We start from the raw sequence: 25,980 nt of genomic DNA, 5'->3' as shown, positions 1-25,980 counted from the left end.
TAGCTCTTTTTCTATCTTTTTGAGTAGAGGTTTCCATGTCTTCTGTTGAGCAGACACAGCCTTTGATCAGCCACTTATTGGAACTTCGTAACCGTCTATTGCGTGCAATTGTTGCAGTATTAGTGGTGTTCCTAGGTCTGATCTATTTCGCCAATGACATCTATGAGTTTGTCTCCGCACCTTTGGTAGAGCGTCTACCAGAAGGGGCAACCATGATCGCGACCGATGTCGCGTCACCGTTTTTCACACCGTTAAAGCTGACTTTAATCGCGGCTATTTTTCTAGCGGTGCCGTTTATCTTGTACCAAGTGTGGGCGTTTGTCGCACCGGGCTTGTATAAGCATGAACGTCGTTTGATCATGCCATTGATGTTCTCAAGCTCGCTGCTGTTCTATTGTGGTGTGGCTTTCGCTTACTTCGTGGTATTCCCGTTGGTGTTTGGCTTCTTTACTGCTATTTCTCTTGGCGGGGTAGAGTTCGCAACCGACATTTCCAGCTACCTCGACTTTGTGTTGGCGCTGTTCTTGGCGTTCGGTATTGCGTTTGAAGTACCAGTGGCGATCATCTTGCTATGTTGGACAGGGGCGACTAACCCTAAGAGTCTAAGCGAGAAACGTCCATATATCGTTGTTGGTGCTTTTATTGTCGGTATGATGCTGACACCGCCAGATATGATTTCTCAGACGCTACTAGCGATTCCAATGTGTCTGCTATTTGAAGTCGGTTTGTTCTTTGCGCGCTTCTATGAGCGCAAAGATGAAGACGAAGAAGAAGTCGAAGAGTAGGCCTTACCGCCATAATGAAAAAAGGGGTTGATGTGAAAGCATCAACCCCTTTTTGTTTATTTCGACTTACAGTTTGAAGAGCTGCAGCGCATTGGCCGTAGTTAGGTTATCTACTTCAGCCAGGTTTATCTCTCTTAGCTCCGCCACTCGTTGCGCGACAAGAGAAGTATAGGCAGGTTCATTGCGCTTACCGCGGTGTGGTACAGGTGCCAGGTATGGGCAATCTGTTTCTAGAATCACATAGTTCATATCAAGATGCGGGATCACCTTATCCATCCCGCCATTCTTAAATGTTGAGACACCGCCTAAGCCTAAATGGAAGCCGAGGTCGTTGATCGCCTTTGCTTCTTCAACGCTACCCCCAAAACAGTGGAATACACCTGAGAGTGAGCCATCTTGCTCTTGACTAAGTAGGGCAAGAGTTTCTTCAATTGAATCGCGAGTATGAATCACCACTGGAAGTTTCATCTCTTTAGCCCAGTTTAACTGCGTAATGAAGGCCATTTCCTGCTCGGCTTTATAGGTCTTATCCCAGTACAGGTCGATGCCAATCTCACCCACGGCAATAAAGTTATGCTTGTCGAACCAAGAGTGGATCACATCGAGAGTCTGTTTGACGTTGCCGTCGACGTAGCATGGGTGAAGGCCCATCATAGAGCGACAAATTTCTGGATAACTCGCCTCTGTTTTTAACATTGGCTCGATCGATTTTAAGTCAATGTTCGGCAGGAGAATCTTATCAATGCCTTGGGCTAGTGCACGCTTTACAACGTCATCACGGTCTGCATCAAATTCACTGGCATAGATATGGGCGTGGGTATCAATCATGATCGTTCTCTGGGCAAAATGATTCGGCTAATTAAGTGGCACAAGTATACGGCAGTGTGAGCCTTTGGTCATTTTCTGCATTTTTATATTTTGTTGCTAGCGTCGCCTCCATTGAGTGATATTATTCAATTCAAGCACTTTCACCACACAAGGAGAATAGAGTGTCAGTTTCGATTCAAGGTCAATTCCCTGGCCGTCGTATGCGCCGTATGCGTAAACATGACTTTAGCCGTCGCCTCATGGCTGAAAACCAATTGTCTGTTAACGATCTTATCTACCCAATGTTTATCCTGATGGGTAAAGATCGCCGCGAAACCGTGGATTCTATGCCGGGTATCGAACGCTTATCGATCGACTTGATGTTGGAAGAAGCGCAGTACTTAGCTCAGCTAGGTGTACCAGCGATCGCTCTATTCCCTGTAGTAAACCAAGATGCGAAAAGTTTATGTGCCGCTGAAGCTTACAACCCAGAAGGTTTGGTTCAGCGTGCGGTACGTTCACTGAAAGAGCATGTGCCAGAAATTGGCGTGATTACTGATGTGGCACTCGACCCATTCACTACCCATGGTCAAGACGGCATCATTGATGAAGAGGGCTACGTGCTTAATGATGAGACGACTAAGGTTTTGGTTAAGCAAGCCTTGTCTCATGCTGAAGCGGGCGCTGATGTGGTTGCTCCTTCAGATATGATGGATGGTCGAATCGGTGAGATTCGCAAAGCGCTAGAGCAAGCGGGTCACATTAATACTCAAATCATGGCGTACTCAGCTAAATATGCGTCTTGCTACTATGGTCCATTCCGTGATGCAGTCGGTAGCGCGAGCAACCTCAAAGGTGGCAACAAGAAGAATTACCAAATGGATCCGGCGAACAGCGATGAAGCGATTCATGAAGTGGCGATGGACATCAACGAAGGCGCGGATATGGTGATGGTTAAACCAGGTATGCCATATCTGGATATTGTTCGCCGCGTGAAGTCTGAGCTAGAAGTACCGACTTTTGCTTACCAAGTTTCAGGTGAGTATGCGATGCACAAAGCAGCATTTGCCAACGGTTGGCTAAAAGAGCGTGAAACCGTGATGGAATCACTGCTGTGCTTTAAGCGCTCGGGTGCTGATGGCATTTTGACTTACTTTGCTAAAGACGTGGCTGAGTGGTTAGCGGAAGAAAATGCCCAAGCTGCGACTTTCTTGCGAGAAGAGCAAGAGTAGTCACTATCGAATGAATGATTCAAAAGGCTGGCATTTGTCAGCCTTTTCTAGTTTTGGAGAGTTGCAATGAGCGTTATATACCGAGAGGGCTCATTGGCCGAGTGTGTCCAAGTTGTAGAGCAGATCCAAGAGTTTGCCCATAAAGAAACCGTCGAAACTTTATCGGCGCGTTTGGAAGGTAAAGCACGCTCTCTGATCCAGGTAGCGCAAGAAGGGGACAGCCTACTTGGCTTTAAAATTGGTTATCAATTGGATGAGCAAACCTTTTACAGCTGGTTCGGTGGCGTTTCCTCACTGGCTCGAAATAAAGGTGTGGCGCAAAAACTGTTGGAAATTCAAGAAAAGTGGGTAGTAGAGCAGGGTTATAAGCAACTAAAAGTGAAATCGCGAAATCAATTTCCTGCGATGTTAAGGCTGCTGATTAGAAATGGCTATCTAATTGAAAAATTTGAAGAAAAATATCCTCTTATAGAGAGTAGAATCCACTTCGTAAAGCATTTATAGCACTGATATAAAAATTAAATGAGATTTTTTCTCATTTAACTGTTGACGCATTAAATGAGAATGGTTATTATTTATCTCGTCTTAGGGAATGAGAGAAGTTCACAAGGACGTTGAGTTACCAGATTCAATATGGAGACGGTGATGAGACTGAACTTAATCGAACTTGCACGAGTTCTTTTTGACACGACATTGCTCACATTGCTTCCAGTGTAATTTATAGCTTTATGGCAAAGCACCTCATTCACCTGAATTGCTTTGACCCCTTTTTGCTAGGCGACATCGAAAGATGTCGCTTTTTTTATGCCTGCGATTTGGGATCGAATAAAAGGACACCAATAGTCTTTTCCACAATGCAAGATCGTTTCAAGATCGATCTGTGGATGATCGATCTCTGTTAATATTCTTTTATTACATAGGCTTATGGTGGTTTTGTCGTGCTTCTATTCCATTTTCATATCCTGTGTATAAATAATATAAACAGAGTTATCCACAGGAGAGACTGGCCGTTGGTATAAGAATAATCAAATGAGTGAGTAGAGTTAAAATGGATTCACTGACGGACTCATGGCATCCTAAGCAGATCTTTTTTGCATTTTCTTTGGATACGTAAAGACTATGGCCAATATTCCTGATAATCCGTTGATTCTTATCGATGGTTCTTCTTACCTATATCGCGCATTTCATGCCTACCCAGGCACTATGAGTAATGGCGATATTCCAACTAATGCGGTCTACGGTGTGGTTAACATGCTGCGTAGCATGATGCGTCAATTTGCTTCCGATCGTATTGCTGTGGTCTTTGATGCGAAAGGTAAAACCTTCCGTGATGATATGTATCCAGAGTACAAAGCAAACCGTCCGCCTATGCCCGATGATCTACGTTGTCAGATCGAGCCACTGCATAATGTGATTCGTGCAATGGGCTTGCCGTTGATCTGTATTCCTGGCGTTGAAGCCGATGACGTAATCGGTACCTTAGCGCACCAAGCCTCTCAAGTGGGTATGCCAGTGCTGATCAGTACTGGTGATAAGGATATGGCTCAGCTGGTGGATGATAACGTTACTTTGATCAACACCATGACTAATGTCGTGATGGATCGTGAAGGTGTGATTGAGAAGTTTGGTATTCCACCGGAACTGATCATCGACTACCTAGCGTTAATGGGTGATAAAGTCGATAACATCCCTGGCGTTCCTGGTGTTGGTGATAAGACAGCAACGGCGCTGCTACAAGGCATTGGCGGTTTAGATAAGCTGTATGACAACCTCGATGATATTGCGCCACTTGGTTTCCGCGGTTCTAAAACCATGGCCAAGAAGCTTATCGACAACCAAGACAATGCCAAACTGTCTTATGAACTTGCGACCATCAAGCTGGATGTTGAACTCGAAGAAACACCAGAATCTCTGCTAAAAGCGGCGCCAAATACAGACGAACTGATCAAACTTTACGGTCAGCTAGTGTTTAAGTCATGGCTCAATGAGCTATTAGATGGCGGTAACGGTGTTGTTGAGGCAGATGAAAAATCTGGCGGAGCAACGGGCGCTGCAAAAGCATCAAGTGGCGCAGAGATGGACACTTCAGCGGTGACTATCGATCGCAGCCAATATGAGACTATCTTAGATCAAGCGAGTTTTAATTCGTGGTTAGAGAAGCTCAAAGCAGCAGACGTGTTTGCCTTTGATACTGAAACTGACAGCTTAGACTATATGGTTGCAAACCTTGTGGGCCTTTCGTTTGCCACTGAAGAAGGTGTCGCTGCGTACGTTCCTGTTGCTCATGATTACCTAGATGCACCTGCACAGTTAGATCGTGATTGGGTACTAGAGCAGCTAAAACCAATTCTAGAAGATGATTCTCAAGCGAAAGTAGGTCAAAACCTCAAATACGATGCCAGTGTATTAGCGCGCTACGGCATTGAAATGAAAGGTATCAAGCATGACACCATGCTGGCTTCGTATGTATATAACAGTGTGGGTGGTAAGCATGATATGGATAGCTTGGCACTGCGCTTCTTGCAACATAGCTGCATCTCGTTTGAGCAGATTGCCGGTAAAGGCAAGAAGCAACTGACCTTCAATCAAATTGAGCTTGATGAAGCATCACCGTATGCCGCAGAAGATGCGGATGTGACGCTTCGCCTGCACAATCGCTTGATGGAAAACATCGATCAAGACGAGAAGCTTAAAGCTATCTATCAAGAGATAGAAGTACCATTGGTTCCTGTTCTTTCTCGCATTGAGCGCACTGGTGTTTTGATTGACGACATGAAGCTAGGCGCTCAGTCGCAAGAGATTGCTCAGCGATTGGATGAACTTGAACAGAAGGCGTACGAGATTGCTGAGCAAGAGTTCAATATGAATTCACCGAAGCAGCTGCAAGCACTACTGTTTGAAAAAATGGGCTTACCTGTTATTAAGAAGACGCCGTCAGGCACACCTTCTACTAACGAAGAAGTGTTGCAAGAGCTCGCTCTGGATTACCCATTACCAAAACTGATTTTGGAATATCGTGGTCTGGCAAAACTCAAATCGACCTACACCGATAAGTTACCGAAGATGATTAACCCTGGAACGGGTCGCGTACATACTTCTTATCACCAAGCAGTTACGGCGACAGGTCGTCTATCTTCGACCGATCCAAACTTACAGAATATCCCAATCCGTAATGAAGAAGGTCGTCGTATTCGCCAAGCGTTTATTGCCCCACATGGCTATAAAATCATGGCAGTCGACTACTCTCAGATTGAGTTGCGTATTATGGCGCACTTGTCCGGTGATCAAGCGCTATTGGACGCTTTCCAACAAGGTAAAGATATCCACGCAGCAACAGCGGCTGAAATCATGGGGACTACCATTGACCAAGTGAGCTCAGAGCAACGTCGCCGTGCAAAAGCGGTGAACTTTGGTCTTATCTACGGTATGAGTGCGTTTGGTCTAGCGAAGCAATTGGGCATTCCTCGTGGTGAAGCGCAAGATTACATGAACAAGTACTTTGAGCGTTACCCTGGTGTAATGCAGTACATGGAAGACACGCGTAGTACCGCCTCTGAGCAAGGCTATGTTGAAACCATCTTTGGCCGTCGCTTACATCTACCTGAAATCCAATCACGTAATGGTATGCGTCGTAAAGCGGCAGAACGTGCGGCGATCAACGCGCCAATGCAGGGCACTGCGGCAGATATCATTAAGAAAGCGATGCTGTTGGTTGATGAATGGATTCAAACTGAAGGTGACGGTCGCGTTAAGTTGTTGATGCAAGTACACGATGAATTAGTATTTGAAGTTCAAGAGTCAGCTTTGACCGAAATTGAAAGTAAAGTACAAGAATTAATGGAATCGGCTGTAGAGTTGGATGTTCCTCTTGTCGCTGAAGCGGGGCATGGTGATAACTGGGATCAGGCTCACTAGACAAAAAATAGGCAAATACCAATAAATAACATGAGCCAGTGCACAAACACTGGCTTTTTTTTATCAAGAAATAAGTTTCTGATGATTTTGTCAAAATGTTATTTAATAAAATTTTAATGAAAAAAACTTACAAAAGTAGTTTTCATTTCTGACCAATTGTTGTACATTAATCTGCGTAGGGTACAGAGGTAAGATGTTCTATCTTTCAGACCTTTTGTTTCACGTTATTGGATTAGGCTGATTCAGCCGCCCCAGTCAGTTTTTGACTGGGGCGTTTTTTATTGGGCGAAAGAAAAATTCAATAAAATCAATATGCTACCTAAATATCTCCCGATATCTCGCTATTTTCCTATCTCTTTGTCGATAATCACTGTCATGACAAGCCATTGATTTACCGTTCTGTAATCACACAAAACTTTGTAACTTTACTCCATTCACAGTTTGGTTATTTTGGATAGAAAAACAATCCAGTTTTTACTGAGTTTATTGGTGGGCTTTTTGTTTAAGTGATTGTTTTTAATTGAAAATTTTATTGGTTTGGTTTTGGGCTGGAGTGGGGGTCGCCGAGTTGACCTTAGCTGAGATATTCGTAATCTAGAGCGCACAATAATTTATAACAACTATTTCTCTCCCGTTGCCCCGCCAGGATGGTGGGGCGTTTTGTTTCTGCGTCCCCTGAATTACACACCAGGTATAAAAAAGCCCCGCATTGCTGCAGGGCCTATCTATATAGAAGTGATTTATCGAATCGCTATTATTTCTGCTCGTCGTCGATATTTTCTTCTTCAATGATCTCTTCAACCACTGACTCTGCCAGTGCTGGTGCAAACCATTCGTCGAGTTTGTTGCGCAATACGTCAACACCGAGTCCTTTTAGTGAAGAGAAAGCCGCAACGCTGACATCACCACCGAAACCAACCGCGTCTTTCTTTATCTTCAATACTTGTGCCTTACGTGCGCCACTTTTCAGTTTGTCGGCTTTAGTAAGCAACACTTGGACTGGAATACCGCTGTCTACAGCCCAGAAAATCAACTGCTGATCGAGGTCTTTCATCGGGTGACGGATATCCATCAGTACCACTAGACCTTTTAGGCATGCGCGTTTCTGTAGGTATTCACCTAACGATTTTTGCCATTTCTTTTTCAATTCTAACGGGACTTGTGCAAAGCCGTACCCAGGAAGGTCAACAATATGACAACCGTCAGTCACTTTAAATAAGTTAATAAGTTGCGTACGACCAGGCGTTTTACTGGTTTTTGCAAGGCTACGCTGGTTGGTCAAGCGATTAAGAGAGCTTGATTTGCCCGCATTGGAGCGTCCTGCAAACGCAACTTCGATACCTTCATCTGCTGGCAAGGCGCGGATATCCGGCGCACTTGTGATGAAATGAGTGTTTTGATAATGAATTTTTACGCTCACTGTTAACTCCATCTCGACTTTGTGTAGTCGATTGATTACTTTTTTGTGAAATTGTGTAAAATAACCGTGCTCGGCATAAGGTCGCCTATTGTACCATGAGTGGTACTGGAAGCTTGATAATTATAAATGGAATGTCATGAAGAAATTAGCGCTAATATTGAGTCTTTTAGCCAGCTGCTCCGTATGGGCCCAAGGCAGCATAGAAGCTGGTAAAGCAAAATCTCAAACCTGTGTTGCCTGCCACGGTGCTGACGGCAACAGTCAACTCGCAATGTACCCGAAAATTGCTGGTCAGCATGCTAAATATATTGAAAAGCAGCTGAAAGAATTCAAGTTGGGTATGACTAGTGGTGGTAAACAAGGTCGTGTAGACCCTGTGATGGGTGGTATGGCTATGCCACTGTCTGAGCAAGATATGAAAGATCTTGCGGTTTACTACGCATCTCTACCTATCTCGGACAACACAACACCTGAAAATGTTGTTGACGCTGGTAAGGCTCTTTATACCGCTGGCGATGCTGAACGTGGTCTAACAGCTTGTATTGCATGTCACGGTCCTCGTGGTGATGGTACTGAGCTATCTGGTTTCCCGAAAATTTCAGGTCAACATGCTGATTACATTAAAGCTCAGCTAGAAAAATTCCGTGACGGCTCTCGTGCAAACGATATGAACGAAATGATGCGTGATATCGCTAAGAAGCTAACGGATGAAGATATCGATACTCTTTCAAAATATGTTGGTGGCCTACACTAAGCCCTTTGAATTTGTTCGAGCATAAGTTGTATTGAAAAAGCCCAGACTTCGGTCTGGGCTTTTTCGTATGATCGCGATCACTCTCGCTAGTGGAAGCGAATGCTCTTTCTCGCCACTCTGTTTGTAAGAGATCGTCCATACATTACTCATCCATTTTCTGTGGGAACTCCGCAAGATGTTGAAATTTAAGGCTATGATTTAGAGGCGAGAAATTAACTGCAAATATTGTTTTTTGAGGATTGTTCAAACTCGCTATCACGGTAAAGTATCGTTATCGGCAGGGCGCTGATGAAGGATTTCAGACCAGGAGGTCTCCAAGGACGCAAGCGAAGGATGCTTGGTTGTTGAAGAATGGAATCAGGGTAGGTAGGACACCTACTTGATACGGATGGTCGACTTGTCTAATGGTTTAAGACAGCGTAAAGGATCAGGCTAAGGATTAGCCCAGATAGCAGGAAGTTAAAGGAAAGCCAAAACTCACCAGGACGGTGGCAAACAACACTTTTGGCAGGGAAAGCGCTAAAAACAAATGGATTATTGGTGTACTGAACTCAGTACAACACAGTTTTGCCGCAAGGCATTTAGAAAGCGATAGAGACACTCTATCGCTTTTTTTATTCCTATTTTTCAAAAATCGATGATTATTTGCGCAATAGTGCTCCACTCTAACGTCAGTTTCTGGTATGTTTCGCATCCCTGTTTGAGGATGAGTTTACGCAGCCGATATGCATAATTGCCCCCTTTGTCAGAGCTTAGACATCAAGCACTATTATGAAGATAAGCGTAGAGAGTATCTTCAGTGCCAGCAGTGTGAGCTTGTGTTCGTCAATCCAGACCAGCGTTTGGATGCAAAAGCGGAAAAAGCCCACTACGATCTGCATGAGAATGATCCAAATGACGAAGGATATCGACGCTTTTTATCTCGGGTTTCTGACCCCATATTAACGCGTATCGCTCCTAACTCTCACGGGTTAGATTTTGGTTGTGGCCCAGGACCAACGTTATCTTTAATGTTGGAAGAGCAAGGACACACCATGAGTTTGTATGACCTTTACTATCACCCAGATCGCTTGGTGTTAGATACGTCGTATGACTTTATCACTGCCACAGAAGTTATTGAGCATCTTTATGAGCCCAATAAAGTGTGGCAGCAATGGTTGAATTTAGTTAAGCCGGGTGGCTGGATTGGTCTTATGACTAAGATGGTCATTGATGTTGAAGCGTTTGCCTCATGGCACTACAAAAACGATCTGACCCATGTGGTCTTTTTCAGTCGTAAAACGTTTCAATACTTGGCAGAGCGGGATCAGCTCGAGCTTGAATTTATTAGTAATGATGTAATTTTACTGAGGAAAGCCCAGTAATGAGCCGTAGTAAGAAAGCAAGATCAGGCGGTAATAGCGACGTAATCGTTGTTCGCAACCGTACTGAATCAGACGTTGAAGGACGTCTACGTAAAAAAGACAAAAAGCGCAAAGGTCTAAAGACTGGCGGTCGTAACTCTGAAGCGAAAACGCAAAAGCAACAGACTGCGGGCCAAAAGCGTGACCCTCGTTTAGGCAGCAAAAAGAAGATTCCTTTAGTTGTTGAAGCGATGAAAAAACCAAGCAAAGTTGAGCGTCGTATTAGCGCTGAGAAAGAGCTAGAAATGCTTGAGAATGACGCGCAACTGAACGTGCTATTGGACCGCCTAGATAATGGTGACAACCTAGGTGCAGGTCTACAGAAGTACGTCGATGAAAAACTTGCGCGTATTGAAATCCTGATGAAGCAACTTGGTATCTACGAAGAACCTGAAGAAGAGTTCGAGGAAGAAGAAGTTGTTGAGCCAGTAGCAAAACAGAAGCCGAGCAAAAAAGCGAATTCAGATGATGAGCTTCTTTCTCAGTTTGAAGGTTTGGATCTGAACCAATTTAAAGGGTAAAGAGCACGATGAATGTAACCTTATTAGCTATCGCAGGCAGCGTAATTGTTCTGGGTTTAGCCTCTTATGCTGGTTACCTTCTGCTCCAGCTCAAGAAGCAAAAGGAATTGCAATTGCAGCAACAAAAGCTGGCAATTGAAAAGCGTAATGCCAACATCTTTGAAAGCGTCAACGTTCTTTGTTTAGCCGGCATTCAAGAGCAGTGTGACCTATCTGAGATCAGTATTCGTCTATATAACATCATGGACTACGTCCAAGGTGAAGAACGTGTCGATTTCGACCAAGAATACCCAGCGACGTCAGAGCTGTTCCATATCGTTAAAGATATGGCGCGTGGCGAAGCTCGTCAGGAGTTGGCTAAGCAAGAGCGCATGAAGCAAAACCTTGAGCGCCACAAAGCAGAGTCGCGCCTTCAGCAAGATATTACTGAAGAGCTAAAACGTCTGCAGAAAAAAGTGAAACCGCTAAATAACCAGATCAACATTCAAATGATCTAGCGCGCAACTTTTATAACTCGATCGCTTACACTAAAAGGGTAGTGATCGAGTTATCAATTCTGAGTATTGCTACTCAAAAAGCAGCCTGCACACCGACGACTCACTGTTAGGTGTGGCAAAATAGCCTGCTAATTACAATGACCCTATTGGTCACATAAGCATTAAAGCCCAAACGGAAATACCATCATGTCGCAGCCAGTCGTCGCAAGCCAACAAATTGTCTGGGATCAAGCGGTTCTTGATAAGTACAACTATTCAGGTCCTCGTTATACCTCGTACCCAACAGCTTTAGAATTCCATGAAGCGTTTACTGTCGCAGACTACGACATGGCGTGTACTCAGTATCCAGAGCGACCGCTTTCTCTTTATATCCACATCCCTTTCTGCCACAAGCTTTGCTACTACTGTGGTTGTAATAAGGTTATCACTCGTCATGCCCATAAAGCAGATGAGTATCTTGATGTGCTTGAGCTAGAGATCCGTACTCGCGCGGCGTTGCTTCAAGGTCGAAAAGTGACTCAGCTTCACTTCGGCGGCGGTACTCCAACTTTCCTAACCAAAGCACAAATTAGCCGTGTGATGGCGATTCTTCGCGGTGAGTTCTACTTTGAAGGCGATGCTGAAATCAGTATCGAAGTTGACCCGCGTGAAATCGAGCTAGATGTGCTGGATCACCTACGTGGTGAAGGCTTCAACCGTTTGAGTATTGGTGTTCAAGACTTCAATAAAGAAGTGCAGAAGCTAGTTAACCGCGAGCAAGATGAAGAATTTATCTTCGCCATGGTCGATCGCGCCAAAGAGCTCGGCTTCCGTTCAACTAACTTAGATTTGATTTACGGCCTGCCAAAGCAAACCAAAGACTCTTTTGCTGAGACGCTTAAGCAAGTTTTGGAAATGAAGCCGGGTCGTTTATCTGTGTTTAACTACGCGCATATGCCGCAACTGTTTGCTGCGCAGCGTAAGATTAAAGATGAAGATCTGCCGATCGCCGAAGAGAAGATGGCGATTCTGCAAGACACGATTGCAACGCTAACTGGCGCTGATTATCAGTTTATCGGTATGGACCACTTCGCTCAGCCGGATGATGAATTGGCCGTAGCGCAGCGTAATGGCGTGTTGCACCGCAACTTCCAAGGTTACACTACACAAGGTGAAGCGGACTTAGTTGGTTTCGGTGTTTCAGCAATTTCGATGATTGGTGATGCGTATGCGCAAAATCAGAAAGAGTTGAAGAAATACTATGCGCAAGTGACTGACCAGCGCCATGCATTATGGAAAGGCGTAGCACTTGATAGTGATGACTTACTTCGTCGTGAAGTGATTAAGCAGCTTATTTGTAACTTTAAACTGGATAAGACCATGATTGAGTCTGCGTTTAAGGTGCAATTTAATCAATACTTCAAAGAAGACTTAGGTTTACTGCAGACCTTCATTAATGATGAGCTAGTGGAAGTGGATGACGAAGAAATTCGCGTAACACTGCGTGGCCGTCTACTGATTCGTAACATTTGTATGTGTTTCGATAAGTATTTAAGAGCTAAGGCGCGTCAGCAGCAGTTCTCTCGCGTCATCTAAGTTTTCGTCATATTTGAAGCCACAGCGTCGTTGCCTTCACACCCTTATCCCAATCACATAGCGCACTATGCTCAGGGGAATAAGGTTGTTTGACGCCTAGCTGTGACTCCAACTATTTAGAAAACAGCTTTAATTGTAAAAGCCACCGTGTTTTTTGATTTCTGAAAAAGCGGTGGCTTTGTTGTATCTGGCGCTTAGATTATGGAGCGATATAGGTATCGTGGGCCATTTGCCACAGCGCTTTGACTAATGGGTTATCCAGCTGTGAGCGTTTGCAGCATACCCCAAGTTTAAACGGTTTGACTGACGCAGCGACTTTAAGCCGTTCAATCTTCTCTTTTACTGGGCTGTTATTGATCACCACATCAGGTGCAATGCCGACACCACATCCTAGCGCGACCATACTGACAATCGCTTCATGCCCTGACACTTGAGCATAGATGTTAGGTTTTATCTTCATTGACTTAAACCAAGCATTGGCGCGGTCTCGGGCGGTACCTGATTCTGGGACAATAAACGGAATCGCAGACCAATCAGGCTTATCTTTTCTTAGCTCTTCTGCAAAGTTGCTCACCCCAACCGGGGCAATCACAGACAGGGGGATTTCACTGATGGTTTCAAACTCGATTCGTGCAGGTAGCTGCTCTGGCTGAGCTGAGATAGCGATATCTGCTTCATCAGCTAACACCTTGCCAATTGCTTGAGCGGGGTCACCAGTCGAGAGTTTGAATTCAATGAAAGGGTGCTGGAGACGAAACTCTGAGAGTAGCTCTGGCAAATGGCTGTAACTGGCCGTCACTGAGCAGAACAAGCGAATCTCGCCCTTTAATTCTTCTTCATGACCTTTTAGCTGCGCATTGTAGTTTTGCCACTCTCCCAAAATATTCAACGCCACGGGCAACAGCTTTTTCGCCGCAGGGGTGAGTTCGACACTGCGATTGTCGCGCAGGAACAGTGCTTGCCCAGTATCGCTTTCCAATTTTTGGATCTGGCGACTGAGTGCAGAAGGGCTGATATGCATCGCCGAGGCGGTCTTGGCAAAACTTTTACTATCACACAGATGAATGAACAACTGCAGACACTTAATGTTCATGAAAGGGTTACATCCTTGTTGCATTAATTGCAATTACTAATTGTGAATATATCACTTTAAGCAACAGAATGTCTGTTTTAGTATGAACTCATTCGGTAACAAAACGACCGACCTCAACGGAAAAATTCTTTAAAGGAGCGCCCAGATGGCTAACTATTTCAATACTTTAAACCTACGCGAGCAGCTAGACCAATTAGGTCGTTGTCGTTTCATGGACCGCAGCGAATTTGCAACAGAAGCGGATTACCTGAAAGGTAAGAAAGTCGTTATCGTTGGTTGTGGTGCTCAGGGCCTAAACCAAGGTCTAAACATGCGTGACTCTGGCCTAAACGTAGCGTACGCACTACGTCAGGCAGCGATTGACGAGCAGCGTCAGTCTTACAAGAACGCAAAAGAAAACGGTTTTGAAGTAGCAAGCTATGAAACGCTTATTCCTGAAGCTGACCTAGTAATCAACCTGACTCCAGACAAGCAGCACACTAACGTTGTAGAAACGGTAATGCCGCTAATGAAGCAAGGCGCTGCACTAGGCTACTCGCACGGTTTCAACGTAGTTGAAGAAGGCATGCAAATCCGTAAAGACCTAACGGTTGTAATGGTTGCACCTAAGTGTCCAGGTACAGAAGTACGTGAAGAGTACAAGCGTGGCTTCGGTGTTCCGACACTAATCGCTGTTCACCCAGAAAATGACCCTAAAGGCGAAGGTTGGGACATCGCAAAAGCATGGGCAGCAGGTACAGGTGGCCACCGCGCAGGTTGTCTAGAGTCTTCATTCGTTGCAGAAGTTAAATCTGACCTAATGGGTGAGCAAACTATCCTATGTGGCATGCTACAAGCGGGTTCTATCGTATCTTACGAGAAGATGATCGCTGACGGCATCGACCCAAGCTACGCAGGTAAACTTCTTCAGTACGGTTGGGAAACCATCACAGAAGCACTGAAATTCGGTGGCATCACGCACATGATGGACCGTCTATCAAACCCAGCGAAAGTCAAAGCATTCGAGCTATCTGAAGAGCTTAAAGAGCTAATGCGTCCGCTTTACAACAAGCACATGGATGACATCATCACAGGTGAGTTCTCAAGCACTATGATGGCTGACTGGGCGAACGATGATGCAAACCTACTAGGCTGGCGTGAAGAGACAGGTGAAACAGCATTTGAAAACTACCCTGCAGGTGACGTTGAAATCTCTGAGCAAGAGTACTTTGACAACGGTATCCTACTAGTAGCAATGGTTCGTGCCGGTGTTGAGCTAGCGTTCGAAGCAATGACTGCATCAGGCATCATCGATGAGTCAGCGTACTACGAGTCACTACACGAGCTACCACTAATCGCAAACACAGTAGCACGTAAGCGTCTATACGAAATGAACGTAGTAATCTCAGATACAGCAGAATACGGTAACTACCTATTCGCTAACGTAGCAACTCCGCTACTACGTGAGAAGTTCATGCCTTCAGTATCAACAGACGTGATTGGTAAAGGTCTAGGCGAAACGTCTAACCAAGTAGATAACGCTACGCTAATCGCAGTAAACGATACTATCCGTAACCACCCAGTTGAGTACATCGGTGAAGAGCTACGTGGTTATATGACTGATATGAAGAATATCGCGGTAGGCGGCTAATCTTCTTCGCTAAGGAGCTTAATTTCTTTGTCGGTAATACTCATTTGCTAGCGCAAACTCCGTGTTACCTCCGCGAACTTAAGTTCTTAGCTGTGAAGACTTAATTCAGCGTAATTTGTTTAAGGGACTTAAGCTCTTAGCTTCGAATATACAATCTGCGTAATTGCATTAAAGCAAAGCAGTAAGAACTCCAGGTAGACTGGGGTCGATAAATACAAAATAAAACACAACATCTAATTAAAAGGCTTGGTCTCCGTTGACCAAGCCTTTTTGTTTGTGCGACGTAAAGTTGGTGAAAACTTGGTCAAGATTTTGTAGGCGTCCTACAAGTGGGGCACAAATTAATCAGTGAGTGTGGTTAGATAAAAGGAGTGGTAATAAAAAGGTAAAGTTAACAATGAATAAGTATATCGTCGGTATGGTTCTTGGTCTTACATCTGCATCGTGCTTTGCTATGGGCCGTCCGCTACCAGAGCTAGATACAAGCCAGTTTGATACTCAGCAATGGCGGTTTGTTGAAGGCTCTGGGGCTCAAGTCGCCTCTACTGACATACCCGCTGACGATCATAGCTATGGTCATTTGACGATACGTTTTGATGGTGACTTTACTTTGTACTTTGTTGACCGCGGCCATCGTTGCAACGGTGAAGATGAACCAGGTTCTGATAACCGTCCGTTGCCTAATCGAGAGATTGCCGTTGACGGTCAGTTTATCGAGATGAAAGGGGTTTGCCACGATGGCTTTAGTCAATATTCCCCTGCAACAGTGGCAGGTAAGAACTTCCTCAATGGTCACTTTATTGGCAATAAGCAGGTAAAGATAGGCAGCATTGATATCGTTGAGCAGACAGTGATGGAGTATTACACCTATACCGTTTCTGCGCTGGGCTTTAAGCAAGCCTCATTACAAGCTCTCAAAGCGAAACAGCAATAATAAAAAACGCTTCCAATCTGGAAGCGTTTTTTATTATTTATCTGCTAGCTTTTGTTCTAAGTCAGCTAGTTTCTTTTCCATCTCGGTAAGCTTTTGACGAGTGCGTAGTAGGACTTGTGTCTGTACATCGAACTCTTCGCGGCTAACTACGTCTAGCTTATTAAGCTGACCTTGGATGACTTGGCGAACCTTCTGGTCTACGTCTGAGCCAAGCTCTTTTACTGGCGCAGGCATAGAGTCATGAATTTGTTTAGCAATTTGCTCTAGTTTCTTTGGGTCAAACATGTGACTAAAACTCCTTTCGATTTGCCCTCATTCTATGTAATTGATACGCGAAAGTCGCTACCTCGATAGTAAAAATTCGAAGCTAATATCAGCTAAATGAGGCAAATAAAAAAGGTCACCGAAGTGACCTTTTCAATTTTTCGCAGATTATTTGTTATCTGCTAGCTCACGGTGAGCTGCTTTTGCTTCATCAACGCGCGCCAGCTTTTCCAAATCTTTGTCTTCAACAAACACTGGTAGTGGCTTGTGTTTTTCAGCTAGGTAGCTGTAAATCACTGGCAGTACGAATAGCGTAAAGATGGTACCAATCGCTAGACCAGCTACGATTACGATACCGATACTAAAGCGCTGCGCTGCACCTGCACCACTTGCGTACATCAGCGGGATAAGACCTGCAATCATCGCTGCAGTGGTCATTAGGATAGGGCGTAGACGTACTTTTGCCGCTTCCATAACCGCGTCCATCTTGCTCAGTTTGTTGTGTAGCTGCTCTTCTTTAGCTACTTCACAGATCAAGATACCGTGCTTGGTAATCAGACCAACTAGGGTAATCAAACCAACCTGAGAGTAGATGTTCATGGTTGCCGCGCCCCAAGCGAGGGCAATCAGAGCGCCACAAATCGCTAGTGGTACTGACACCATGATAACCAGCGGATCTTTCAGTGATTCAAACTGAATCGCTAGAACCAAGAAGATGATCGCCAGTGCTAGACCAAAGGTTGCGTAGAGTGCGCTACCTTCTGTCACGTACTGACGCGCTTCACCCATGTAGTCGTGGTTGTAGCCGCTTGGTAGTTTCTCTGCCGCAATACCTTCAAACCAGTTGATTGCATCACCCATAGCCGTGCCCGGTGCTGGAACCGCACCAACCGTTGCTGAGTTTAGCTGGTTGAAGTGAGGTAGAGAGCGAGGCTCTGCTACAACATCAATCGTGATCAAGCTGCCTAGTGGTACTGCTTTGCCGTTAGCAGAGCGTACGTAGTAGTTGTCCATCGATTCAGGGTTTAGACGCCACTTACGCTCAACTTGAGGGATTACCTCATAAGAGCGGCCATTCAGGTCGATACGGTTTACGTAACCGTCGGCCATCATAGTACTTAGTGTGATACCGATGTCTTGCATGGTCACGCCATAAGCGCCGGCTTTGTCTTTGTCGATGTTGATTTTCATCGTAGCTGAGTCGTAGTTCAGATCGAGATCTGAATACACGAACATCGGGCTCGATTTCACTTCCGTTAGCACGTCGGTTGCGATTGAGAATAGGCTCTCAAACGCATTTGGTGTGGTGATAACGAACTGAATCGGTAGGCCTGAACCTGCACCTGGTAGTTCTGGCATCTGGAATGCGGTTACCGCCATACCTGGAACGTTACCCACTAGACCACCCACGCGGTTTGCTACTTCAGACTGACTCGCTTCACGCTCACTCCAAGGCACCATAGACGCAATACCAAATGCTTGGTTTGAGTTAGGTACACCAGTAAACACCTGCGCAAACGCTACTTCTGGCTGATCAGACAGAATTTTGTTTACGTCGTTCATGGTGTTCTGCATGAAGTCTAGGTTCGCGTTTGATGGCGCTGTACCCATCAGCATCACTACGCCTTTATCTTCTGATGGCGCAAGTTCACTTGGAATGAACTTAAACAGCATCGGCAGACTGGCGAATACGATGATTGCAAAACCAATCACCACTGGACGATGCTGCATGACTGCTTTTAGCATCTTCGCGTAGCGGTTCGTCATGCCATCAAGGACATGATGAACTTTCTGCTCAAACTTGCTTGGCTCTTCGTTAGCCTTAAGCATTTTTGAACACATCATTGGCGATAGTGTTAGTGCCACGATACCCGATACAAATACCGAGCCTGCGAGGGTTAAGGCGAACTCTTTAAATAGCGAGCCAGTAATACCACCCATCAACGCGATTGGCGCATATACCGCACCTAGCGTCAGAGTCATTGCAATAACCGGTACTGCGATTTCACGAGTACCGATAATCGCTGCTCGGAATGGTGATTCACCCAGCTTGATATGGCGGTCGACGTTTTCTAGAACAACGATCGCATCATCTACTACCAGACCGATAGCCAGTACCATCGCCAGTAGTGTCATCAGGTTCCATGAGAAGCCCATACCTTGCATTACCATCGCAACACCAATTAGTGATAGCGGGATAGTAACGATAGGGATGATTACCGCACGGAACGAACCTAGGAACAGGGTGATAACGATAAGTACGATAACCGCTGCTTCAACAATCGTCTTGATTACTTCGTTGATAGACTCATTGATCGCAATCGTTGAGTCATACATCACATTCATCTTGATGGTACTTGGCAGGTTACGCTCTAGTTGAGGTAGTAGCTCGAGTACATCTGCTGCAATGTTGATGGGGTTCGCACTCGGCGCGGCGTTAATCGCGGCAACCACCGCCTCTTGGCCGTTAGCACTTGCACGGTAAACGTCGTGGCTTTTCTCTAGGGAAACTTTGGCAATGTCGCTTAGACGGGTGATATCACCTTCGTCAGAGCTTACGACTAAGTTTTCTAGCTCGGCAACGTTCGATACCTGAGTATCAGCGCTACCGTTGTAAAGCACGAACTCACCGACAGCCTGACCAGTTGCTGACTGGTAGTTGTTCGCATTGAGTACGCCCATGACATCCGTTGCCGTTAGGCCTAGTGCCGCCATTTTCGATGGATCTAACCAAATACGCAGTGCGTACTTCATACCACCGTAGAGGTCGACCTTAGATACACCGTTAACCGTGAATAGCTGCGGGTTGATTACACGTTCAAGGTAGTCAGTGATTTGGCTTGAAGAAAGCTCATCACTGGTAAAGCCGATGTAAAGTACCGCAGTTGTCGAACCGGTAGACATGGTTACGGTTGGGTCCTCGGCTTCTTTAGGAAGCTGAGAGCGAACCGAGTTAGTCTTAGCCAAAACGTCAGACAGTGCCGCGTTCGGGTCGGTGTTTAACTTCATGTTGACGGTAATGGTGGATTTACCCAAAACCGATTGAGAAGTCATGTAGTCAATATTGTCTGCCTGCGCGACCGCTTGTTCCAATGGCTGAGTAATAAAGCCTTGGATTAAGTCTGCACTGGCACCGTAGTAACTGGTCGAAACCGTTACCACAGTATTCGTCATTTCAGGGTATTCACGGACCTGCATTTTGAAGATTGCTTGTAAACCAAGCAGGGCAATCAAAAAGCTGATCGATACCGCTAAAACTGGACGTTTAATAAAAACATCAGTAAAGCGCATGAGGCCTCCAGTTACAGCATTGGTGTTTCAGCTGGTGGAGTAGTTGCATCGCTTTCTACTACACGAACTTTGGCGTGGTTACTTAGACGTACTTGGCCAGACGTAACAACAACATCACCAGGTTTCACACCTTCAAGGATGTGTGCGATGTCTTGTGTACGCTCACCCACTTTAACCACTTGCTGTGTTACGCGCTTCTCACCATCTTTATCAGAGATGATGTATACGTTGTCGCCGTATAGAGTAAAGGTGATCGCGGTTTGTGGCAGAGTTACTTGGTTTTCAAGTTTAGGCAGGATGATGTTCGCACGTGCAAACATGCCACTACGTAGCTGGCCATCACTGTTTGGAATATCTGCTTGAACCTGGATCAAACCACTTTGAATGTTTACCGCAGGCTCAATCGCTGAGATAGAACCTTTAAATGGTTTCTCTGGGTAAGCATCAACAAAGATATCGACTTCTTGACCTAGCGAAATACGCGAGATATCCGTTTGAGGAACCGTAAAGCGTAGGCGCATCACGCTAGTATCTTCTAGGCGAACAATGTCAGTACCCGCTTGGAGGTATTGACCTAGGTAAACGTTACGAATACCAACCACACCAGCGAATGGCGCTTTGATTTCGCGGCGATCAATTGATGCTTTTAGGCTTTCAATGTCTGCTTGAAGAGAGAAGTAGTTAGCTTCTGCTTCATCATACGCTTCTTTAGAAATCGAGCCTTTCTTGAATAGGCCTTGGTAGCGCTTGTATTTCGCTTGAGCTGCTGGCAGCTTAGCTTGAGCGCTCTTTAGGTTTGCTTTTTCAACTGCTGAGTCAAGCAATACCAAAGGCTGACCTTCTTCTACTTGAGTACCAGACTCAAATGAAATTTTGTCGATCACACCGCTCGTTTCGTTTGCAACCGTAACACCTTGGTTAGGTTCGATAAAACCGATCGCGTCAATCACAGGTACCCAATCAACCGCTTGAACTTCGGTTACCGTTACCGGGAACTCAGGTTCAGGTCGATTCGCCATGTATTCAGCGATCTTCTGTTGCTTAAAGAGATTGAAACCTATCACGCTGCCAAACAGCAGTACCGCGATAAGTAACATAAAGAAAGTCCACTTTTTCATTCTAATTAGAACTCCAAGTTAATGTGTAATGATTGCATCCCAACTGGCTTCAATTGCCGCTTCAATGGCATCTTGATCCAGTTGGTAATATCCAAGCGATTGTTTACGAGCCAGGGTGACACTGACTTCTAAACTAAGAGCAGCCAACACTGGGTTACCTAAGGGTTTGAATACCCCCGTCTCACGCCCTTCAGTGAAAAGTTGATCGACTTTACTGAACATCTTTCGCTCAATTTCTTTGGTCTCGTGGCTACGAACACAAGGTAAAGAGTCGTACTGAGCACGGTTCTTTAAGTTGTCGATATTCGACACCGAGAGATCAAAAATGTTTAACCACATTTTACGAAAACGTTCTTTTAGCGGCATAGATTCGTCAACGCCACGCTGAATAGCTTCGGCGTTACGTTGAGCAACCTCTAAACGAACCTGTTGCAGTAAATCTTCTTTATCAGAGAAGTAGCGATAAATCGTTCCTGCTGCGACCCCAGCTTCTTTGGCCAACTTATGCATCGAGAGGCCTTGAAAGCCTGATTCTGCAATCAGAGTTTCGGCGGCATCTATGATTTTTTGTCTTTTATCTTTCATAGAAACAGAACCAGACAGTTAACATACGTGGGTTGATGAATGAACGTTCATTCATTATAGCCTAAAGTGTCACCACATATGCAACAAACTATTGCATGATTTAGGCAAAAAAATTGTGAATAAGACGCTTAGGTATCGTTGAGTAAACATAGCAATCTGCCTGTTGCACTATTATTATATGCGCCACCTTTTTGTACTTCAGAGATGACCATGAAGCTGAACCCCAATCAAGACGCAGCCGTTAAGTACGTATCAGGCCCATGTTTGGTGCTTGCTGGTGCGGGCTCAGGTAAAACACGTGTAATTACCAATAAGATCGCTTACCTGGTTCAGCAGTGTGGTTACAAAGCGCGTAACATCGCCGCGGTAACCTTTACCAACAAAGCCGCTCGAGAAATGAAAGAGCGTGTTGGCCAGACATTAGGCAAAAATGAATCCAAGGGCCTAATGGTCTCAACCTTTCATACTTTAGGCCTGAATATCATCAAGCGCGAATACAAAGCACTCGGACTTAAGTCTGGCTTCTCGTTATTCGATGACCAAGATCAGATGGCGCTGCTGAAAGAGTTAACCGAAAAGCAGCTTGATGGTGATAAGGACTTACTGCGTCAGCTGCTGAGTACCATTTCCAATTGGAAAAACGACATGCTGACTCCCGATCAAGCCAAAGCGCAGGCTAAGGGTGAGCAGCAACAGCTTTTTGCTTTCTGCTTTGAAATGTATCAAAAGCAGATGAAGGCTTATAACGCACTCGACTTTGACGATCTGATTTCTCTGCCAGTGCTTTTGCTTAAAACCAATGAAGAGGTGCGTCAGCGTTGGCAGAACCGTATCCGCTACCTGTTGGTGGATGAATACCAAGATACCAACACTAGCCAATATGACTTAGTGAAGTTAATTGTTGGTGAGCGTGGTCGTTTGACCGTGGTAGGGGATGATGACCAGTCAATCTACTCATGGCGTGGCGCTAAACCGCAAAACCTGGTGTTACTTGGCGAAGATTACCCAAACTTGCGTTTAATTAAGCTAGAGCAGAACTACCGTTCAACCAGTCGAATCTTGCGCGCGGCCAACATCTTGATTGCCAACAACCCCCATGTCTATGACAAGTCACTGTTTTCGGAAATTCCTGATGGTGAAAAACTCAAAGTGTTGCTGGCGAAAAACGAAGAGCATGAAGCGGAGCGAGTGACTGGTGAACTTATCGCACATAAGTTCCTTAATCGTACCGAGTATAAAGATTACGCCGTGCTTTACCGTGGTAACCACCAATCACGTTTGATTGAAAAGTCGCTGATGCAAAACCGTGTGCCGTACAAGTTATCTGGTGGTACGTCTTTCTTCGCTCGTGCAGAAATCAAAGACATCATGGCTTACCTGCGAGTACTGGTGAACCCAGATGATGACAATGCTTTCTTGCGCATTGTGAATACGCCGCGCCGTGAAATTGGTCCGGTGACGTTAGAGAAGCTCGGCAGCTATGCCAATATGCGTGGTAAGAGCTTGTTTGAAGCCAGTTTTGAAATGGGCTTAGAACAAACTCTGTCAGGCCGCGGCCTGGAAAATCTACGTCGCTTTACGGCTTGGCTGGTGAAAATTGCCGACCAAGCTGAGCGTGGTGATGCGGTGGATGCGGTGCGTTCATTGGTGCGTGATATCAACTACGAAGATTGGTTATATGAAACGTCTGCGAGCCCGAAAGCGGCAGAAATGCGCATGAAGAACGTCTCTGACCTCTATTCTTGGATTGTCGCTGACCTTGAGGGTGACAATTACGACCAAGAAGAGAAGACCATTAAAGAAGTGGTTCAGCGTTTAACCCTGCGCGACATGATGGAGCGTGGTGAAGAAGATGAAGAGAGCGATGCAGTGCAATTAATGACGCTGCATGCTTCTAAAGGCCTTGAGTTCCCATACGTGTACTTAATTGGTAGTGAAGAAGGCATCTTGCCACACCAAACCAGTATCGATGAAGACAATGTCGAAGAAGAACGTCGCTTGATGTACGTAGGGATTACGCGTGCTCAACGTGAACTGACCTTTACCATGTGTAAGGAACGTCGTCAGTTTGGTGAGCTCATTAAGCCGACTCAGAGCCGCTTTTTAGACGAGCTGCCGTTTGATGATGTCGAATGGGAGCAAACTAAGAAACCAGTCTCGGCAGAAGAGCGAATGGAAAAAGGTCAGGCACACATTGCCAACTTGCGCGCCATGTTTAAGAAGTAACTAAGTTGCTTCTATATAGAGGGAAACAAAAAAGGCTTGAGCGATTCACTCAAGCCTTTCTTTTATCTATTACAGTCTAGTGGGCTTATAGGCCTTTGATCATGTGATCAATTGCTGCAACGATTTCGTCGTCTGAACAGTCCATACAAGAACCTTTCGCTGGCATCGCATTGAAGCCGTTAATTGCGTGGTCTTTTAGTACGTCTTTACCTTGTGCGATACGAGGTGCCCAGTCGCCAGCGTTACCAGTCTTAGGTGCGCCGCTCACGCCAGAACTGTGACATGCTGTACAGAACATACCGTAAACTGCTGCGCCGTCGCGTGGGCCAGTTGGCTCCACTTTTACTGGCTCAGCACCTGCTAGGTAAACATCACCAACAGGCTTAATACGTTCTGCAATTGCATCATATTCTTCTTGGCTTACGCTTGCTGCAAAAGAGGCGCTAGAAAAAGTGATTGCAGCGACCAAAGCGGTTAATAATTTTCGAGACATATCCATTAAACTCACTTTACATTCCTGAAGGTAAGTTCGTGCTTACCCATTTATTAGAGTGTGATTATGACCAACGGCAGTACACACTTCGTATACAAAGGGCGAATTGCTGTTAAATCAATGTAAATAATGGGTGATTATATCCTGTTAACTTGTTGCAATAAACAGCAAGTTACCTCCTTGTAATCAGTTATCTAATGGGAAATAGGGGTTTATCACACTTTAATTGTTGAAAAAGGCGCCAAACGATAAAAAAAGTTGAAAAAGTACTAGACGACATAGTGTGATATACGTATTATTCCACTCCGCCGATGGGGCATGCGCCCGTAGCTCAGTTGGATAGAGCGTTGGCCTCCGGAGCCAAAGGTCGAAGGTTCGAATCCTTTCGGGCGTGCCAATCGCCTTAAGGTTTATCGGTAAAAATATCAGTGGTGGCTATAGCTCAGTTGGTAGAGCCCTGGATTGTGATTCCAGTTGTCGCGGGTTCAAGTCCCGTTAGCCACCCCATTATTCAGGTAGCTTTGCTCCCTTTCTTGATTAACTTTGAGATAAAACATAAGTCGGTGAATAGCGTGTTTGTAGCGCATCTCGGCTCTTGGAATAAGCGGGACCAGAGGGTTGACTCTCTATAACGTAAACCAAGTAAAAAAATACTATGTCGGTGAATAGCGCAGCTTGGTAGCGCATCTGGTTTGGGACCAGAGGGTCGGGGGTTCGAATCCCTCTTCACCGACCACTCTTTCGTTTAACGCTGATGGCGGTAAACAACACAAATTAGCGGTGGCTATAGCTCAGTTGGTAGAGCCCTGGATTGTGATTCCAGTTGTCGCGGGTTCAAGTCCCGTTAGCCACCCCATTATTCAGGTAGCTTTGCTCCCTTTCTTGTGAAAACGAGACAAAATATAAGTCGGTGAATAGCGCAGCTTGGTAGCGCATCTGGTTTGGGACCAGAGGGTCGGGGGTTCGAATCCCTCTTCACCGACCACTATTAGAAAGCCTCGTCAGAAATGACGAGGCTTTTTACTTTCCAGCTGTTGGATACTGATTTGAATCCAGGGTGGGGTTCGCCTGATGTTCAGAGAATGGCTCTTCACCGAAGTACTATTGAAGCCCTAGTCGAAAGACTAGGGCTTTTTTACATCTAGAATTCTTAACTTCATACCCAATACACCGTCATTCCATAGACCGAAGCATGAGGGAGTAAGGAATCTCTTATCCTTTACCACCGAGTACTAGTTTCCGCTAAATCGTTAGCTTCTCACTCGTCCTTAGAATCCTCACCTCTTGATCTAACCCTTTCAGTCTTCTTGTCTCTTATATCTTCATACTTAAGCATTATGTTCAAACATGAAGGTATCATTTATTGATAATTTTCACAGATAATTGAGCTGTATTATTTGTTTTTGGTGTTGGTTAAATTCCAGTTGTTGGTCTAAA

Annotated in this window: 21 protein-coding genes and 5 tRNA genes; 18 read left to right on the top strand and 8 right to left on the bottom strand. The window is 45.3% G+C overall.

All coding sequences use genetic code 11. The features are described from left to right. Positions 1-35: 35 nt before the first annotated feature. The gene (tatC, locus tag ACHUFZ_RS18030; protein WP_394128227.1) at positions 36-785 is read left to right on the top strand and encodes a twin-arginine translocase subunit TatC; all 750 of its coding nucleotides are present in this window, start codon (positions 36-38) and stop codon (positions 783-785) included. A 66-nt stretch (positions 786-851) separates the two neighbouring features. Here the strand turns inward: tatC and ACHUFZ_RS18025 are convergent, their stop codons facing one another. Further along, on the bottom strand, positions 852-1,613 hold the full coding sequence (locus ACHUFZ_RS18025) for a TatD family hydrolase (protein ID WP_394128226.1): 762 nt from the start codon (positions 1,611-1,613) through the stop codon (positions 852-854). Between the two features lie 161 nt (positions 1,614-1,774). Between ACHUFZ_RS18025 and hemB the strand changes: the two genes are divergently transcribed. The 4 genes from hemB to spfP all read left to right on the top strand — a co-directional run bounded on the left by hemB (position 1,775) and on the right by spfP (position 6,980). Then, positions 1,775-2,824, top strand: coding sequence for a porphobilinogen synthase (gene hemB / locus ACHUFZ_RS18020; RefSeq protein ID WP_394128225.1), 1,050 nt, complete (start codon positions 1,775-1,777; stop codon positions 2,822-2,824). A gap of 66 nt (positions 2,825-2,890) precedes the next feature. Further along, positions 2,891-3,328: a GNAT family N-acetyltransferase gene (locus ACHUFZ_RS18015; protein ID WP_394128224.1), complete on the top strand. Its 438-nt coding sequence runs from the start codon at positions 2,891-2,893 to the stop codon at positions 3,326-3,328. Between the two features lie 615 nt (positions 3,329-3,943). After that, positions 3,944-6,739, top strand: coding sequence for a DNA polymerase I (polA, locus tag ACHUFZ_RS18010; protein ID WP_394128223.1), 2,796 nt, complete (start codon positions 3,944-3,946; stop codon positions 6,737-6,739). 193 nt (positions 6,740-6,932) lie between these two features. Further along, positions 6,933-6,980, top strand: coding sequence for a small protein SpfP (spfP, locus tag ACHUFZ_RS21245; RefSeq protein ID WP_438356636.1), 48 nt, complete (start codon positions 6,933-6,935; stop codon positions 6,978-6,980). Between the two features lie 513 nt (positions 6,981-7,493). On the opposite strand, the gene yihA is transcribed toward spfP, so the two are convergent. Next, on the bottom strand, positions 7,494-8,159 hold the full coding sequence (gene yihA, locus ACHUFZ_RS18005; protein ID WP_394128222.1) for a ribosome biogenesis GTP-binding protein YihA/YsxC: 666 nt from the start codon (positions 8,157-8,159) through the stop codon (positions 7,494-7,496). 136 nt (positions 8,160-8,295) lie between these two features. On the opposite strand from yihA, the gene ACHUFZ_RS18000 reads away from it, so the two are divergent. The 5 genes from ACHUFZ_RS18000 (at position 8,296) to hemN (ending at position 12,909) form a co-directional block, all read left to right on the top strand. After that, positions 8,296-8,913 (top strand): c-type cytochrome, encoded by a 618-nt coding sequence (locus ACHUFZ_RS18000; protein WP_394128221.1) that lies wholly within the window; start codon positions 8,296-8,298, stop codon positions 8,911-8,913. Between the two features lie 725 nt (positions 8,914-9,638). Then, positions 9,639-10,277 carry a class I SAM-dependent methyltransferase gene (locus ACHUFZ_RS17995; protein ID WP_394128220.1) on the top strand — a complete coding sequence of 213 codons (639 nt, stop codon included), beginning with the start codon at positions 9,639-9,641 and terminating at the stop codon, positions 10,275-10,277. Beyond that, complete coding sequence (yihI, locus tag ACHUFZ_RS17990; RefSeq protein WP_394128219.1) at positions 10,277-10,837, top strand: Der GTPase-activating protein YihI; 561 nt, start codon at positions 10,277-10,279, stop codon at positions 10,835-10,837. Before ACHUFZ_RS17995 ends, yihI begins: the two co-directional genes overlap by 1 nt. Before the next feature lie 8 nt (positions 10,838-10,845). Beyond that, positions 10,846-11,334 carry a DUF2489 domain-containing protein gene (locus tag ACHUFZ_RS17985; RefSeq protein WP_134835761.1) on the top strand — a complete coding sequence of 163 codons (489 nt, stop codon included), beginning with the start codon at positions 10,846-10,848 and terminating at the stop codon, positions 11,332-11,334. 186 nt (positions 11,335-11,520) lie between these two features. Continuing rightward, entirely contained in the window at positions 11,521-12,909 is a 1,389-nt protein-coding gene (hemN, locus tag ACHUFZ_RS17980; protein ID WP_394128218.1) for an oxygen-independent coproporphyrinogen III oxidase, read from the top strand. Between the two features lie 199 nt (positions 12,910-13,108). Here hemN and ilvY read toward each other — a convergent pair whose 3' ends face one another. Continuing rightward, a complete protein-coding gene (ilvY, locus tag ACHUFZ_RS17975) occupies positions 13,109-14,002 on the bottom strand; it encodes an HTH-type transcriptional activator IlvY (RefSeq protein WP_394128217.1) in 894 nt (297 codons plus the stop codon). 145 nt (positions 14,003-14,147) lie between these two features. On the opposite strand from ilvY, the gene ilvC reads away from it, so the two are divergent. Together ilvC and ACHUFZ_RS17965 are read left to right on the top strand one after the other, a co-directional pair. Then, complete coding sequence (ilvC, locus tag ACHUFZ_RS17970) at positions 14,148-15,632, top strand: ketol-acid reductoisomerase (RefSeq protein ID WP_394128216.1); 1,485 nt, start codon at positions 14,148-14,150, stop codon at positions 15,630-15,632. Between the two features lie 397 nt (positions 15,633-16,029). Next, complete coding sequence (locus ACHUFZ_RS17965; protein ID WP_394128215.1) at positions 16,030-16,566, top strand: hypothetical protein; 537 nt, start codon at positions 16,030-16,032, stop codon at positions 16,564-16,566. A 33-nt stretch (positions 16,567-16,599) separates the two neighbouring features. On the opposite strand, the gene ubiK is transcribed toward ACHUFZ_RS17965, so the two are convergent. From ubiK to ACHUFZ_RS17945, 4 genes are all read right to left on the bottom strand, one after another. Beyond that, positions 16,600-16,851, bottom strand: coding sequence for a ubiquinone biosynthesis accessory factor UbiK (gene ubiK, locus ACHUFZ_RS17960; RefSeq protein WP_004409681.1), 252 nt, complete (start codon positions 16,849-16,851; stop codon positions 16,600-16,602). A gap of 147 nt (positions 16,852-16,998) precedes the next feature. Next, the gene (locus tag ACHUFZ_RS17955) at positions 16,999-20,121 is read right to left on the bottom strand and encodes a multidrug efflux RND transporter permease subunit (RefSeq protein WP_394128214.1); all 3,123 of its coding nucleotides are present in this window, start codon (positions 20,119-20,121) and stop codon (positions 16,999-17,001) included. A gap of 11 nt (positions 20,122-20,132) precedes the next feature. Further along, positions 20,133-21,239, bottom strand: coding sequence for an efflux RND transporter periplasmic adaptor subunit (locus ACHUFZ_RS17950; protein WP_394128213.1), 1,107 nt, complete (start codon positions 21,237-21,239; stop codon positions 20,133-20,135). 18 nt (positions 21,240-21,257) lie between these two features. Then, complete coding sequence (locus ACHUFZ_RS17945; protein ID WP_134835767.1) at positions 21,258-21,824, bottom strand: TetR/AcrR family transcriptional regulator; 567 nt, start codon at positions 21,822-21,824, stop codon at positions 21,258-21,260. A gap of 210 nt (positions 21,825-22,034) precedes the next feature. On the opposite strand from ACHUFZ_RS17945, the gene rep reads away from it, so the two are divergent. After that, on the top strand, positions 22,035-24,050 hold the full coding sequence (rep, locus tag ACHUFZ_RS17940; RefSeq protein WP_394128212.1) for a DNA helicase Rep: 2,016 nt from the start codon (positions 22,035-22,037) through the stop codon (positions 24,048-24,050). 85 nt (positions 24,051-24,135) lie between these two features. Here rep and ACHUFZ_RS17935 read toward each other — a convergent pair whose 3' ends face one another. Continuing rightward, positions 24,136-24,549 (bottom strand): c-type cytochrome, encoded by a 414-nt coding sequence (locus ACHUFZ_RS17935; RefSeq protein ID WP_134835769.1) that lies wholly within the window; start codon positions 24,547-24,549, stop codon positions 24,136-24,138. Positions 24,550-24,863: 314 nt separating this feature from the next. Between ACHUFZ_RS17935 and ACHUFZ_RS17930 the strand changes: the two genes are divergently transcribed. The 5 genes from ACHUFZ_RS17930 to ACHUFZ_RS17910 all read left to right on the top strand — a co-directional run bounded on the left by ACHUFZ_RS17930 (position 24,864) and on the right by ACHUFZ_RS17910 (position 25,528). Further along, positions 24,864-24,940, top strand: a tRNA-Arg gene (locus ACHUFZ_RS17930). Positions 24,941-24,974: 34 nt separating this feature from the next. Further along, positions 24,975-25,050 (top strand) — tRNA-His (locus ACHUFZ_RS17925). Positions 25,051-25,202: 152 nt separating this feature from the next. After that, positions 25,203-25,279: transfer RNA gene (locus ACHUFZ_RS17920), tRNA-Pro, on the top strand. A 44-nt stretch (positions 25,280-25,323) separates the two neighbouring features. After that, positions 25,324-25,399: transfer RNA gene (locus ACHUFZ_RS17915), tRNA-His, on the top strand. A 52-nt stretch (positions 25,400-25,451) separates the two neighbouring features. Next, a tRNA-Pro gene (locus tag ACHUFZ_RS17910) sits at positions 25,452-25,528 on the top strand. Positions 25,529-25,980 lie beyond the last annotated feature (452 nt).

Origin of the sequence: Vibrio hepatarius, from assembly GCF_043642085.1 — a bacterium.
Classification (GTDB): Bacteria; Pseudomonadota; Gammaproteobacteria; order Enterobacterales; family Vibrionaceae; genus Vibrio; species Vibrio hepatarius_C.
Note: the sequence above shows the minus strand (reverse complement) of the source record. Positions and strands in the feature narration are given on the sequence as shown.

Bases quoted from the DNA above. Each gene is read 5' to 3' on its own strand.
- ACHUFZ_RS18015 (WP_394128224.1), top strand. From the start codon at position 2,891: ATGAGCGTTATATACCGAGAGGGCTCATTGGCCGAGTGTGTCCAAGTT.
- rep (WP_394128212.1), top strand. From the start codon at position 22,035: ATGAAGCTGAACCCCAATCAAGACGCAGCCGTTAAGTACGTATCAGGC.
- ubiK (WP_004409681.1), bottom strand. From the start codon at position 16,851: ATGTTTGACCCAAAGAAACTAGAGCAAATTGCTAAACAAATTCATGAC.
- ACHUFZ_RS17965 (WP_394128215.1), top strand. From the start codon at position 16,030: ATGAATAAGTATATCGTCGGTATGGTTCTTGGTCTTACATCTGCATCG.
- ACHUFZ_RS17985 (WP_134835761.1), top strand. From the start codon at position 10,846: ATGAATGTAACCTTATTAGCTATCGCAGGCAGCGTAATTGTTCTGGGT.
- tatC (WP_394128227.1), top strand. From the start codon at position 36: ATGTCTTCTGTTGAGCAGACACAGCCTTTGATCAGCCACTTATTGGAA.
- ACHUFZ_RS18000 (WP_394128221.1), top strand. From the start codon at position 8,296: ATGAAGAAATTAGCGCTAATATTGAGTCTTTTAGCCAGCTGCTCCGTA.
- ACHUFZ_RS17935 (WP_134835769.1), bottom strand. From the start codon at position 24,549: ATGGATATGTCTCGAAAATTATTAACCGCTTTGGTCGCTGCAATCACT.
- ilvC (WP_394128216.1), top strand. From the start codon at position 14,148: ATGGCTAACTATTTCAATACTTTAAACCTACGCGAGCAGCTAGACCAA.
- ACHUFZ_RS17995 (WP_394128220.1), top strand. From the start codon at position 9,639: ATGCATAATTGCCCCCTTTGTCAGAGCTTAGACATCAAGCACTATTAT.
- ACHUFZ_RS17945 (WP_134835767.1), bottom strand. From the start codon at position 21,824: ATGAAAGATAAAAGACAAAAAATCATAGATGCCGCCGAAACTCTGATT.
- ilvY (WP_394128217.1), bottom strand. From the start codon at position 14,002: ATGAACATTAAGTGTCTGCAGTTGTTCATTCATCTGTGTGATAGTAAA.
- yihI (WP_394128219.1), top strand. From the start codon at position 10,277: ATGAGCCGTAGTAAGAAAGCAAGATCAGGCGGTAATAGCGACGTAATC.
- ACHUFZ_RS18025 (WP_394128226.1), bottom strand. From the start codon at position 1,613: ATGATTGATACCCACGCCCATATCTATGCCAGTGAATTTGATGCAGAC.
- ACHUFZ_RS17950 (WP_394128213.1), bottom strand. From the start codon at position 21,239: ATGAAAAAGTGGACTTTCTTTATGTTACTTATCGCGGTACTGCTGTTT.
- hemN (WP_394128218.1), top strand. From the start codon at position 11,521: ATGTCGCAGCCAGTCGTCGCAAGCCAACAAATTGTCTGGGATCAAGCG.
- polA (WP_394128223.1), top strand. From the start codon at position 3,944: ATGGCCAATATTCCTGATAATCCGTTGATTCTTATCGATGGTTCTTCT.
- ACHUFZ_RS17955 (WP_394128214.1), bottom strand. From the start codon at position 20,121: ATGCGCTTTACTGATGTTTTTATTAAACGTCCAGTTTTAGCGGTATCG.